The organism is Pseudomonas sp. IPO3747 (genome assembly GCF_013385245.1).
In the GTDB taxonomy this organism is placed as follows: domain Bacteria; phylum Pseudomonadota; class Gammaproteobacteria; order Pseudomonadales; family Pseudomonadaceae; genus Aquipseudomonas; species Aquipseudomonas edaphica.
In genome coordinates this window covers 149,074-162,449 of the sequence record NZ_JACAQL010000022.1, presented here as the reverse complement: position 1 = coordinate 162,449, position 13,376 = coordinate 149,074, and the positions used below count along the sequence as shown (strand labels likewise).

Here is a 13,376-nt window from a genome sequence, read left to right as displayed (position 1 = left end):
GGCATTCCTTCCGGAGCCCTGTTCATGTCTCTAATCCGCGCCTTTTGCATCACCGGCCTGCTCACGGCGAGCGCCGCTCCCGCCCTCGCCGCTGCTCCCCTTGCCACGACCTATGGCCCCGAGCTGCAAGGCTTTCAATACCCTCACCCGGTCGAACATTTCAGTTTCCAGTCCCAAGGCAAAACCCTGCACATGGGTTATATGGACGTGCCCGCCAAGGGCCGTGCCAATGGCCGCAGCGTGGTGTTGATGCACGGCAAGAACTTTTGCGGCGCCACTTGGGAAGATTCGATCAAGGCCTTGAGCGAAGCGGGTTACCGTGTGATCGCGCCGGACCAGATCGGGTTTTGCACCTCCAGCAAACCGGACCACTACCAGTACAGCTTCCAGCAACTGGCGATCAACACCCACCAACTGCTGGAGAAACTCGGCATTCAGAAGGCCACCCTCATCGGCCATTCCACCGGCGGCATGCTCGCCACCCGTTATGCACTGCTGTATCCGCAACAAACCGAGCAGTTGGCACTGGTCAATCCCATCGGCCTGGAAGACTGGAAAGCCTTGGGCGTACCGTATCGCAGCGTCGACCAGTGGTATGAGCGCGAGTTGAAACTCAGCGCCGAAGGCATTCGCCAGTATGAACTCAACACTTACTACGTCGGGCGCTGGAAGCCGGAATACGAACGTTGGGTCGACATGCTTGCCGGCCTCAATAATGGACCGGGCCATACCCAGGTCGCATGGAACTCGGCGCTGATTTACGACATGATCTTCACCCAGCCGGTGTACTACGAGTTCAAGGATTTGCAGATGCCCACGCTGCTGTTGATCGGCACGTCCGACACCACCGCCATTGGCAGTGATATCGCGCCGCCGGCGGTCAAGGCCAGGCTCGGTCACTACGACGTGCTGGGCAAGCAGGTGGCCAAGCTGATCCCCCATGCGACCCTGGTGGAGTTCCCGGGCCTGGGCCACGCACCGCAGATGGAAGAACCGGCGCAGTTTCATAAGGCACTGTTACAGGGGTTAAACGCCCTTTAATCCAACCTTTTTCGAGGCACTTCTGAATGTCGGTACAGATCGCAGTCATTGATGATTGGCAGAATGTGGCCAGTGGTGTGGTGGATTGGTCGGCATTGGCGGCGGTGGGCCAGGTGCATTTTCTGCACGATTACCCCGCCGATACCGTCACGATGGTTGAACGTTTGCAGGGGTTCGACGTGATTTGCCTGATGCGCGAGCGCTCGACCTTCGATCAGGCCCTGTTGCAAGGCCTGCCCAAGCTGAAACTGCTGGTGACCGGCGGCATGCGCAACGCGGCCATCGACATTGCCGCGGCTAAAGCCCTGGGCATCCAGGTGTGCGGCACCGACAGCTACAAGCAGGCGGCGCCGGAGTTAACCTGGGCGCTGATCATGGCCTCGACCCGCAACCTGCTGGCCGAAGCCAACTCACTGCGCGCCGGCGGCTGGCTGGTCGGGCTGGGTGGCGATCTGTATGGCAAAACCCTGGGGGTTCTCGGACTGGGCAGCATCGGCCAGAAGGTTGCGCAGTTTGGCCAGGCATTTGGCATGCGCGTGATTGCCTGGAGCGAGAACCTTACGCCGGAGCGGGCCGCAGAGGCGGGTGTGAGCTGGGTCAGCAAGCGTGAGTTGTTCGAACAGGCGGATATTCTGAGCGTGCATCTGGTACTCAGTGAGCGCAGTCGCGGCCTGGTGGATACGCAGGCGCTGGGTTGGATGAAACCGAGTGCGCGCCTGGTCAATACCTCACGTGGGCCGATTGTGGATGAGCAGGCGCTGATCGAGGCGTTATCGGCCGGGCGACTGGCGGGGGCCGCATTGGATGTGTATAGCGAAGAGCCACTACCGGTTGATCATCCCTTCCGGCGCTTGCCGAATGTGTTGGCCACGCCCCACGTCGGGTATGTGAGTGAACAGAATTATCGGCAGTTTTATCAGCAGATGATCGAGGACATTCAGGCCTGGGCCAGCGGGACGCCGATTCGCAGCCTATAAGCGGCATCGCAAGCAAGCTTGTCTTGGCATTCAGGCTTGTTGTGGCATGCAAGCTTGTTGTGGCGAGCAGGCTTGCCCTGCGTTGGGCTGCGCAGCAGCCCCATAATGAGCACACCCGGTCTATCTGATGCACCGATTGAGCGATTTGGGAGCGCTGCGCGCTCCAACGCAGGGCAAGCCTGCTCGCCACAACAAGCCTGCTCGCCACACCAGCTCTTTTCACTTCAATTACCCGCCGTTCTCCCAGAATCACCGCAAGTTCCGAACGGTGCATATCGTTACAAGTTTTTTGTCCTACAAAAAACCCCTAGAAACCGTACAGTCTCTGGGATCTGTCCTAGACTGATGACCGATGGGTCCGTTTCAAAACAAAAACCCCGCAAAAAATCGAAACTTTACAACTCTGCCGCAGGTCAAGTTTTTAAGGGAGACGAGCGCAGGCGCTTCAGCCGAACGCCCGTCCATCCACTCTTTTTTCGCAATGGGTGCAACTGGCATACGCCTTGCCAGCTTGTACTGTGCTTGTGCGCCTGGCCGCAGGATGTGGCCAATCGGAGCCGATGGCAGCGGGCCATCAGCCGACCAAACATGTAGGAGAGAACTATGATCAGTGCTGCAGTCGATACTCAGGGAGAGCGTTTTAGTCAGCCGGCAGGGGGACCGACTTCGTTGGCCGACCTGCCCAACACTGTGCGGCCGATCGTGAGTCAGAACCCTAATCGTAAGAAAGTCCTGTTTGTGACGTCCGAATTCGCCGACCTGGTGAAAACCGGCGGCCTGGGCGACGTCTCCGCTGCCCTGCCCCGCGCCATGGCGCACCTGCATGATGTGCGCGTGTTGATCCCGGGCTACCCGCAGGTAATGGAAAGTGACAACCCGATCCATATCATTGGCGAGCTGGGCGGGCACGCAGCGCTGCCGCCGTGCAAGATCGGGCGCATGGACCTCAAGGATGGCCTGGTTATCTATGTGCTGATCTGCCCCGAGCTCTACGAGCGTGAAGGCACGCCCTACGGCGCCAACAATGGCCGCGACTGGCCGGACAACCATATCCGCTTCGCTCGCCTGGGCCTGGCCGCCGCCGACATGGCCGCCAACCTGGCGCAGATCCACTGGTGCCCGGACCTGGTGCACGCCCATGACTGGCCGGCTGGCCTGGCGCCGGCTTATATGCACTGGCGTGGGTCGCGCACCCCCACGCTGTTCACCATTCATAACCTCGCCTATCAAGGTGTGGTCAGCCTGGCGTCGACCCCGGAATTGGGCATTCCACCCCATGCCCTGCAACAGGAAGGCATGGAGTTCTACGGCAAGATGTCGTTCCTCAAGGCGGGCATGGCGTATTCCAGCCATATCACCACCGTGAGTGCGACCTACGCCCAGGAAATCACCACCCCGGAATTCGGCTGTGGCCTCGACGGCTTCCTCGCCAGCAAGACCCAGCAAGGCCTGCTCAGCGGGATTCCCAATGGCATCGACGAAAGCTGGGAAACCTCCACCGACACGCATCTGACCCATAACTTCAATATTGGCGACTGGGAAGGCAAGGCGGTGAACGCCGCCCATGTGCGCGAACTGTTCGGCCTGCACGAGTCCAGCGGCCCGCTGTTCGCGGTGGTATCACGGCTGGTGTACCAAAAAGGCCTGGACCTGACCGAAGCGGTCAGCAGCTTTATTGTCGAGAACGGTGGCCAGATCGCCATCATCGGCCGTGGCGAGCCGGAAGAAGAACACGCCATGCGCGAACTCGCCCTGCGCTTTCCTGGCCAGGTCGGGGTGCGCATCGGCTTCAACGAAACCGATGCACGGCGCATGTTCGCCGGCAGCGATTTCCTGCTGATGCCCTCGCGCTATGAGCCGTGTGGCTTGAGCCAGATGTACGCCCAGCGTTTCGGCTCGCTGCCGGTGGCGCGCAATACCGGCGGCTTGGCGGACACCATCGAAAATGGCGTCACCGGCTTCCTGTTCAATGAGTCCACTGTCGAGAGCTATAAAGAAGCACTGAGCCGCGCGTTCAGGGTGTTTGCCAATAAAGGCCTGCTTAACGCCATGCGCAGCCGCTCCATGACCCAACCGTTCAACTGGTGCCAGGCGGTGGAACCCTACGCCGAGCTATACGAGCAACTGGTGGCCAAGGCCCTGGGGAAACCTACGAAGTAATTTTTTGGTTGTTGTTTCAAAAAAGGGAGGTCTTCATAGATGCCGTCACGGACTCTGGAAACCTGGCCCCACGGCGCAATCATGCTGGACGCGCAACACACGCGTTTTGCCTTGTGGGCGCCAGACGCGTTTTATGTCAGCGTTGAATTGCAAGACGGCAAGTCCATCGCCATGCTGCCCCAGGCAGATGGCTGGTTCGAGGTAGAAACCGAGTGCCCGGCGGGCACTTGTTACCGCTACAACATTGATGGCGAACAGGACGTGCCGGACCCGGCATCCCGGGCCCAGGCACTCGACGTGCACGGCTGGAGCGTGGTCGTCGACCCCCTCGCCTACGAATGGCGACACAGCCAGTGGCAAGGGCGCCCTTGGCATGAGGCGGTGATCTACGAACTGCATGTGGGCGCACTGGGTGGCTATGCCGGCGTGCAAAAGCACCTGCCACGCCTGGCCGAACTGGGCGTGACCGCCATTGAACTAATGCCGCTGGCGCAATTTCCCGGCGAGCGCAATTGGGGCTACGACGGGGTGCTGCCCTACGCCCCGCAAGCCTCCTATGGCTCCCCCGAACAACTCAAGGCCCTGATCGACAGTGCCCACGAACACGGTTTGGCGGTGATCCTGGATGTGGTCTACAACCACTTCGGCCCCGATGGCAATTACCTGGGCCAGTACGCCCAAGGCTTCTTTGAAGAAGACGTGCACACGCCGTGGGGCGCCGGGATTGATTTTGATCGCCGTGAGGTGCGCGACTTTTTCCTCGACAACGCACTGATGTGGTTGCTCGAGTACCGCTTCGACGGCCTGCGCCTGGACGCGGTACACGCCATCGACAACCCCGGTTTCCTCAAGGAACTTGCGCAACGGGTACGCCAGCAGGTGGACACCGGCCGGCACGTGTGGCTGGTGCTGGAAAACGAACTCAACCAGGCTCGCCTGCTCAAGCACGACTTTGATGCGCAGTGGAATGACGACTTCCATAACGTACTGCACGTACTGCTCACGGGCGAAACGGATGCGTATTACAGCGACTTCGCACAAGCCCCCACCGAGAAACTCGCGCGCTGCCTGGGCGAAGGTTTTATCTACCAAGGCCACACCACCCGTCACGGCCATGCGCGCGGCGAACCCAGTGGTGATCTGCCACCCAGCGCCTTCGTGGCGTTTTTGCAAAACCACGACCAGGTCGGCAACCGCGCCTTGGGCGAGCGCCTGCACCAACTGTGCTCGCCCCAGGCGCTGAAGGCGGCCACCACCTTACTGCTGATGTCGCCGATGATTCCGCTGATGTTTATGGGCGATGAAGTCAACGCCGAGCAGCCGTTCCTGTTTTTCACCGATCATCACGGTGAGCTGGCCGAAGCCGTGCGCGAAGGCCGACGCAACGAATTTGCCGATTTCGCCGCGTTTAAAGACCCTGAGCGGCGCGAACAGATCCCTGACCCGAATGCGCTGCCGACTTTCCTGCAGTCGGCGCCCCGCTTCACCGAGAACGAACACGCGCAGCTTTACCGTCAGCTGCTGAGCCTGCGCCATCGGCACATCGTGCCGCACTTGCCCGGCAGCGTGGCCCTGGGCGCGCAGGTACTGGCCGACGGCGCCGTCACCGCGCGCTGGCGCCTGGGCAACGGCAGCCTGTTGCAGATTGACCTGAACCTGGGTGCCACGCCGCTGGATCACCCGGCGCCGCCGCACCTGCTATTCGAGACGTCTGCCCATGAAGGCGCGCAACTGGCGCCGTTCAGCGCACGCGTCGCCTTATCCCCTGTTGGAGATCACCCTTGAGCGAAGCGAACCTGGAAATACTCGCCAGCCGCGCGGGCCTGGCCGTCGATTGGATCGACGCAAACGGCCGCCCGCAACATGTCGAACCCGCCGCCTTGCGTGCCGTCCTCAAAGGCCTGGGCCACCCGGCCGATACTGACGCCGAGATCAATGCCAGCCTGCTCGAAATGGAACGGGTGCAACAAGACAAGCACCTGCCACCGCTGATGACCGTGGACACCGGCGTGGGTCTGGACCTCGCGCATTACTTCGCCCCGGACACACCGTGCCGCGTCAGCCTGGAACAGGGCGAAACCCTGGAATTGCGCCTGGACGGCAATGCCGAACTGCCCGGCGTAATCGCGCTAGGTTATCACCAGGTGCATATCGACGACCAAACCTTCACCCTGGCCGTGGCCCCTACCCATTGCTACAGCGTCGCTGAAGCGGTCGACAGCCAACCGGCCCGCGCCTGGGGCCTGAGTGCGCAGCTGTATGCACTGCGCCGCCTGGGTGACGGCGGCTTCGGTGACACCCTGGCATTGGAGCACCTGGCCCGCAGCGCCGCCGAACGCGGCGCCGATGCCTTGGCCATCAGCCCGATGCATGCGATGTTCAGCGCCGACACCGAGCGCTACAGCCCCTACTCACCGTCCAGCCGCCTGTTCCTCAACAGCCTGTATGCCTCGCCCGCCTGCATCCTTGGCGAGCGCGAAGTGCGCAACGCCATCGAGGCACTGGACCTTACGGATGAGCTGCACGCCCTGGAACAGCTCACCTTGATCGACTGGCCCACCGCCGCCCGCGCCAAGCAGCGCCTGTTGCGTGCCTTGTATGAAGATTTCCGCCACGGCCAGCACCCGCAACACGCCGACTTCCTGAGCTTTCGCCAGGCCGGCGGCGAAGCCCTGGAGAACCACTGTCGCTTTGAAGCCGTGCAAGCCTTGCGTGCCGCCGCCGGTGAAGACCTCGACTGGCGCCACTGGCCCGAAGCATGGCGCTCGCCTCAGAGCCCGGCGCTGACGCAATTTGCCGCCGACCATACGAATGAGATCGGCTATTTTGCCTTCTGCCAATGGCTGATCGCACGCAGCCTGGAGCGCGCGCAACAAGCCGCGCGTGGCAGCGGCATGGGCATCGGCCTGATCGCAGACCTGGCGGTCGGTGCCGATGGCGGCGGCAGCCAGGCGTGGAGCCGGCAGGACGAGCTACTCGCCAACCTTACCGTCGGCGCGCCACCGGACATTCTCAACCGCGCGGGTCAAGGCTGGGGCATCTCGGCGTTTTCCCCCGAAGGTCTCAAGCGCAACGGCTTTCGCGCCTTTATCGAAATGCTGCGGGCCAACTTCGCCCACGCCGGCGGCCTGCGCATTGACCATGTGATGGGCCTGCAACGCCTGTGGGTCATCCCCATGGACGCTACGCCGCGCGAAGGCGCGTATTTGTACTACCCGGTGGATGACCTGCTGCGCCTGCTGGCGCTGGAATCCCACCGCCACCAGGCCATCGTGCTCGGTGAAGACCTGGGCACCGTGCCCGATGGCCTGCGCGAAAAACTCAGCGGCCGCTCGATCCTGGGCATGCGCGTCTTACTCTTTGAACAAAACCACGACGGCCACTTCAAGCCGATCCTCGACTGGCCGGACAACGCCCTGGCTACCACCAGCACCCACGACTTGCCAACCCTCAACGGCTGGTGGCACAGCCGCGATATCGAATGGAATATCCAGCTGGGCCTGATCGATGCGCCGACCGTGGAGCAATGGAGCGAACACCGCCTGCGCGAACGCCAGGCGCTGCGCCAGGCCTTGAGCCAGGACCCGCAGAACTTCGTCGATGAAATCCGCAATGACACCGACCATATGCTCGACGCCAGCGTGCGCTACCTGGGCCACACCCGCGCGCCGTTGGTGCTGTTGCCGCTGGAAGACGCGCTGGGCATCGAGGAACAAGCCAACCTGCCCGGCACCACCGACACCCACCCCAATTGGCGCCGCCGCCTGCCGGGTGAAGCCGCCAGCCTGCTCGACAACGACAGCGCCGCCCGCCGCCTGGAGCTGCTGGCCGTGGCGCGCAACCAGGCCCATGAGCGTGACCGATGAACGCATTACCCCTGCGCGCGACCCAGCGCCTGCAATTTCACAAAGGCTTCACCCTGGATGATGCCGTGCCCCTGGTGCCCTACTTCGCCCAACTGGGCATCAGCCACCTGTATGCCTCGCCGCTGCTGGCCGCCCGCGCCGGTTCCATGCACGGCTACGATGTGGTTGACCCGACCCGCGTCAACCCCGAGCTTGGCGGCGAGCCGGCCTTGCACAGGTTGGTTGCGGCGCTGCGTGAGCACCGGATGGGGCTGATCCTCGATATCGTCTCCAACCATATGGCCGTCGGCGGTGCAGACAACCCGTGGTGGCTGGACCTCTTGGAATGGGGCCGCCTGAGTCCCTACAGTGAGTTTTTCGATATCCAGTGGCACTCGCCGGACCCGCTGCTCAAGGGTCAGTTACTGATGCCGTTTCTGGGCAGCGACTACGGTGAAGCGCTGCAAAGCGGCAACCTGGCGCTCAAGTTCGATGCCGTGCAGGGCGGTTTTTACGTCGAGCATTACGAGCACCGCTTCCCGATTTGCCCGCGTGACTACGCCATGATTCTGGGCGGCGATGAATTGTTGAAGCCCCTGGCCGAGCGTTTCAGCGCCCTTGCCTGCCAGGATGACGCCTACACCGAAGCCGGCTGGCTCAAACACGTGCTGGCCGAACGGGCCACCGAAGCCTCGGTGCTGCACGCCATCGAACGCCAGCTGGCCGAATTTGATGGGCGCCAGCCGGACGGCTTCAATCACTTGCACGCCTTGCTGGAACAACAGGTTTATCGGCTGGCCAGTTGGCGCACCGCAGCGGACGATATCAACTGGCGGCGCTTCTTCGACGTCAACGAACTCGGCGGCCTGCGCGTAGAACGCAGCGCCGTGTTCGAAGCCACCCACGGCAAGATTTTCGAGCTGATCAGCCAAGGGCTGGTGGACGGCTTGCGCATCGACCATATCGACGGGTTGGCTGACCCACGCGGGTATTGCCGCAAGTTGCGCAGGCGCGTGGACTCGCTCTCGCCAACGCGGCATTTGCCGATCTTTGTAGAAAAAATCCTCGGTGAAGGCGAAACCCTGCGCGAAGACTGGCAGGTGGATGGCACCACCGGCTATGAATTCATGAACCAGCTGTCGCTGTTGCAGCACGACCCGACAGGCTTTGCGCCGTTGGCGCAGCTGTGGACGCGCCACAGTGAACGGCCCGCCGCGTTTATCGAAGAAGCCTGGCTGGCCCGCCAGCAGATTCTCAACGGTTCCCTGGCCGGTGACTTCGAGAGTGTGGCCCAGGCCCTGCTGCAAGTGGCCCGCGACGACGTGATGACCCGCGACCTGACCCTGGGCGCAATCCGCCGTGCCTTGCAGGAGCTGATCGTGCACTTCCCGGTGTACCGCACCTACATCAGTGCCCGTGGGCGCAGCGCCCATGATGATGTGTTTTTCCTGCAAGCCTTGGCCGGTGCTCGCAGCACCTTGGGCGAAGGCGACTGGCCGGTGCTCGACCACCTGGAAAAATGGCTGGGCGGCCAGCCGTGGCGCAACCGCCCGGTCGGGCGTGAACGCAAGATGCTCAAGCATGCCTGCGTGCGCTTCCAGCAGCTCACGTCGCCGGCGGCGGCCAAGGCCGTGGAAGACACCGCCTTCTACCGCTCGGCGGTGCTGCTGTCGCGTAACGATGTGGGCTTCAGCACCGAACAGTTCAGTGCACCGCTGGCGGACTTTCATGCGGCCAATCAACAGCGCCTGCAGACCTTCCCCGACAACCTGCTGGCCACCGCCACTCACGACCACAAGCGCGGCGAAGACACGCGAGCGCGCCTGGCGGTACTGAGTGAATGCGCACCTTGGTACGTCGAACAAGTCGAGCATTGGCGCCGCCTCGCGGCACCGTTGCGCGACGATGCACACAGCCCGTCGGCGGGCGATGAACTGATCCTTTACCAAGTGCTGCTCGGCAGTTGGCCGCTGGATAGCAACCCGGACATGCAGGGTTACCAGCAACGCCTGTGGCAATGGCAGCAAAAAGCCCTGCGCGAAGCCAAGTTGCAAAGCAGTTGGAGCGCGCCCAACGAAGCCTATGAACAGGCGGTCGATGCCTTCCTGTCACGCCTGTTGCTCAGCGATGCCGGCACCCCGTTACGCAACGCCATCGGCAACGCCGCCCAGGCCATCGCCCCGGCGGGCGCACTGAACGGCCTGGCGCAATCCTTGCTTCGTATCACCGTGCCGGGTGTACCGGATTTGTACCAGGGCGATGAGTTCTGGGACTTCAGCCTGGTAGACCCGGACAACCGCCGCCCGGTGGATTTCAACGCACGGCAACAGGCGTTGAACACACCGCCGGACGTCGGCGAGCTGTTGTCCCATTGGCGCGACGGGCGTATCAAACAGGCGCTGATTGCCCAGGTGCTGGCCGTGCGCAAGGCCAACGCCGAACGCTTCCAACGCGGCAGCTACACGCCGCTGGAAGTGGTAGGCAAACACGCCGATCACGTCGTCGCATTTTGCCGCACGTATCAAGGCAAACACCTGCTGGTGGTGGTGCCACGCTGGCCCCATCGCCTGCTGGAAAACAGTGAACAACCCCATATCAATGCGCAGGTTTGGGGCGATACGCAGGTGAAATTACCGTTCGCCACCACAACACAAAACTGGAAGGGACTTTTTCATACAGGCGCAGTCACACCAAACAAGGAGCTGTTGATCAGCGCTGCCCTGGGGGATTTCCCGGTCAATGTCTTTATCAATCCCGATGATCAAGAAAGCTGAAAATTTTCTGTGAGGAGTATTGTGATGAGTACTGAAGACAAACGCATACGCGAGTTGGCGCATCAGATCTGGGAATCCGAAGGCAAGCCCCACGGTGAAGATGCACGCCACTGGGAGATGGCGCGCAAATTAGCCGAAGCCGAAGCGCTGACCCCAAGCAAACCCAAAGCTGCGGCCAAACCCAAGACCGCTCCCAAGCCTGCGCCAAAAGCCAAGCCGCCGGCCCCGGCGGCCAGCAAGCCCGCACCGCCAGCGGCCAAAAAGCCTGCGGCGCCGAAAAAGCCCAAGCCTTAACAGCCCACGCGCCTCCTGCCGACACTGTCGCCAGGAGGCCCTTTTTACTTTTCAGTGCGCCAGCTGAGCAACCGTCGGCACGGTAGCGCTTGGCCCGAAAAAAGACCCTTGCAGGAGCAATTTAATGAGCAAACCCGATAACAACCCAGCCACGCCGGAAAACGAGCCGTCGCGGATTCGTGAAGGTTTGCCCTTCCCTCTAGGCGCCACCTGGGATGGCCTGGGTGTCAACTTTGCGCTGTTCTCAGCCAATGCCACCAAGGTCGAGCTGTGCCTGTTCGATGATACCGGCGAGGTCGAGCTTGAACGTATCGAACTGCCCGAATACACCGACGAAATCTTCCACGGCTACCTGCCCGACGCCCATCCCGGGCTGATTTACGGCTACCGCGTGTACGGTGCGTATGACCCGGCCAATGGTCACCGCTTCAACCACAACAAATTGCTGATCGACCCCTATGCCAAACAGCTGGTGGGTGAACTCAAATGGTCCGAGGCACTGTTCGGCTACACCATCGGCCACCCGGACGACGACCTCAGTTTTGACGAGCGCGACAGCGCGCCCTTTGTGCCCAAGTGCAAGGTCATCGACCCTGCGCACACCTGGGGCAACGACCAGCCGGTACGGGTGCCGTGGGACCGCACGATCATCTACGAAACCCATCTGCGTGGCATCAGCATGCGTCACCCGTCAGTGGGCGAGTCGGTGCGCGGCACCTGTGCCGGGCTGATGGAAGATGACGTGCTCAAACATATTCGCCAGCTCGGCGTGTCATCCGTCGAGCTGCTGCCGGTGCATGCCTTCGTCAACGACCAGCACCTGCTGCAAAAAGGCATGACCAACTATTGGGGCTACAACAGCATCGCGTTCTTTGCGCCTGACCCGCGTTACCTGGCCAGCGGCAAGATCGCCGAGTTCAAGGAGATGGTCGCGCACCTGCATGAGCAGAAGCTCGAGGTGATCCTCGATGTGGTCTACAACCATACCGCCGAGGGCAACGAGCGCGGCCCTACCCTGTCGATGCGCGGCATCGACAACGCCTCGTACTACCGGCTGATGCCCGACGACAAGCGCTTCTACATCAACGACTCCGGCACCGGCAATACCCTGGACCTGAGCCACCCGTGCGTGCTGCAAATGGTCACCGACTCACTGCGCTACTGGGCCACCGAAATGCACGTGGACGGCTTCCGCTTTGACCTGGCGACCATTCTGGGGCGCTACCGCGACGGTTTCGACGAGCGCCACAGCTTCCTTGTGGCCTGCCGCCAGGACCCGGTGCTGCGCCAGCTGAAAATGATTGCCGAACCCTGGGACTGTGGCCCCGGCGGCTACCAAGTGGGCAACTTTCCACCCGGCTGGGTGGAATGGAACGACCGCTTCCGCGACACCGTGCGCGCCTTCTGGAAAGGCGATGACGGCCAGTTGGCGGACTTTGCCGGGCGCATGACCGCCTCGGGCGAGATGTTCAACCACCGTGGGCGCAGGCCCTACAGTTCGGTGAACTTCATCACTGCCCACGATGGTTTCACCCTGCACGACCTGGTGTCGTACAACGACAAGCACAACGAGGCCAACGACGAAAACAACCAGGACGGCAGCAACAACAACCTGTCCTGGAACCACGGCGTCGAAGGCCCCACCGAAGACCCGGAAATCAACGCCCTGCGCCTGCGCCAGATGCGCAATTTCTTCGCCACGCTGCTGCTGGCCCAAGGCACACCGATGATCGTGGCCGGTGACGAGTTCGCGCGCACCCAGCACGGCAACAACAATGCCTATTGCCAGGACAGCGAGATCGGCTGGGTCAACTGGGACCTGGACGACGACGGCAAGGCACTGCTCAAGTTCGTCAAACGCCTGATCAAATTGCGCCTGGCCTACCCGATCCTGCGCCGTGGGCGTTTCCTGGTGGGCGACTACAACGAAGACCTCGGCGTAAAAGACGTCACCTGGCTGGCGCCGGATGGCAACGAGATGAGCACCGAACAGTGGCAAGACAGCCATGGCCGCTGCCTGGGCATGCTGATGGACGGCCGCGCCCAGGAAACCGGGATTCGTCGCGCTGGGGGTGATGCGACCTTGCTTCTGGTGGTCAACGCCCACCACGACATGGTGAATTTCCGCCTGCCGCCGGTGCCCCAGGGTGAATTCTGGACCTGCATGCTCGATACCAATGCACCCGCCGTGCGCGGTCAGGAGCGTTTTGATTTCGAGCACGAATACGCGGTAACCGGACGCTCACTGCTGCTGTTCGAATTGCAACGCGACGACGAGGTGTGAG

Annotated in this window: 8 protein-coding genes; all 8 read left to right on the top strand. The window is 62.1% G+C overall.

Features of this window, described 5'->3' with window-relative positions; genetic code table 11:
• Nucleotides 1-24 precede the first annotated feature (24 nt).
• The 8 genes from HX790_RS22220 (at nt 25) to glgX (ending at nt 13,375) form a co-directional block, all read left to right on the top strand.
• On the top strand, nt 25-1,041 hold the full coding sequence (locus HX790_RS22220; RefSeq protein WP_099549670.1) for an alpha/beta fold hydrolase: 1,017 nt from the start codon (nt 25-27) through the stop codon (nt 1,039-1,041).
• A gap of 26 nt (nt 1,042-1,067) precedes the next feature.
• Nucleotides 1,068-2,018 (top strand): D-2-hydroxyacid dehydrogenase family protein, encoded by a 951-nt coding sequence (locus HX790_RS22215; protein WP_176992152.1) that lies wholly within the window; start codon nt 1,068-1,070, stop codon nt 2,016-2,018.
• A 603-nt stretch (nt 2,019-2,621) separates the two neighbouring features.
• On the top strand, nt 2,622-4,178 hold the full coding sequence (gene glgA, locus HX790_RS22210) for a glycogen synthase GlgA (RefSeq protein WP_169986213.1): 1,557 nt from the start codon (nt 2,622-2,624) through the stop codon (nt 4,176-4,178).
• A 39-nt stretch (nt 4,179-4,217) separates the two neighbouring features.
• Entirely contained in the window at nt 4,218-5,963 is a 1,746-nt protein-coding gene (treZ, locus tag HX790_RS22205) for a malto-oligosyltrehalose trehalohydrolase (RefSeq protein WP_176992151.1), read from the top strand.
• Complete coding sequence (gene malQ / locus HX790_RS22200; protein ID WP_099549667.1) at nt 5,960-8,044, top strand: 4-alpha-glucanotransferase; 2,085 nt, start codon at nt 5,960-5,962, stop codon at nt 8,042-8,044. The genes treZ and malQ overlap by 4 nt, the downstream gene beginning before the upstream one ends.
• Nucleotides 8,041-10,797: a malto-oligosyltrehalose synthase gene (locus HX790_RS22195; RefSeq protein WP_176992150.1), complete on the top strand. Its 2,757-nt coding sequence runs from the start codon at nt 8,041-8,043 to the stop codon at nt 10,795-10,797. Before malQ ends, HX790_RS22195 begins: the two co-directional genes overlap by 4 nt.
• A 24-nt stretch (nt 10,798-10,821) precedes the next feature.
• Nucleotides 10,822-11,091: a DUF2934 domain-containing protein gene (locus tag HX790_RS22190; protein WP_017138916.1), complete on the top strand. Its 270-nt coding sequence runs from the start codon at nt 10,822-10,824 to the stop codon at nt 11,089-11,091.
• A gap of 124 nt (nt 11,092-11,215) precedes the next feature.
• Nucleotides 11,216-13,375, top strand: a complete 2,160-nt coding sequence (gene glgX / locus HX790_RS22185) for a glycogen debranching protein GlgX (RefSeq protein WP_017138917.1) — start codon at nt 11,216-11,218, stop codon at nt 13,373-13,375.
• The last annotated feature ends 1 nt before the right edge of the window (nt 13,376 follow it).

Excerpts from the sequence above, each read along its gene's own strand:
- HX790_RS22220 (WP_099549670.1), top strand. The coding sequence starts at position 25 with ATGTCTCTAATCCGCGCCTTTTGCATCACCGGCCTGCTCACGGCGAGC.
- HX790_RS22215 (WP_176992152.1), top strand. The coding sequence starts at position 1,068 with ATGTCGGTACAGATCGCAGTCATTGATGATTGGCAGAATGTGGCCAGT.
- glgA (WP_169986213.1), top strand. The coding sequence starts at position 2,622 with ATGATCAGTGCTGCAGTCGATACTCAGGGAGAGCGTTTTAGTCAGCCG.
- treZ (WP_176992151.1), top strand. The coding sequence starts at position 4,218 with ATGCCGTCACGGACTCTGGAAACCTGGCCCCACGGCGCAATCATGCTG.
- HX790_RS22195 (WP_176992150.1), top strand. The coding sequence starts at position 8,041 with ATGAACGCATTACCCCTGCGCGCGACCCAGCGCCTGCAATTTCACAAA.
- HX790_RS22190 (WP_017138916.1), top strand. The coding sequence starts at position 10,822 with ATGAGTACTGAAGACAAACGCATACGCGAGTTGGCGCATCAGATCTGG.
- glgX (WP_017138917.1), top strand. The coding sequence starts at position 11,216 with ATGAGCAAACCCGATAACAACCCAGCCACGCCGGAAAACGAGCCGTCG.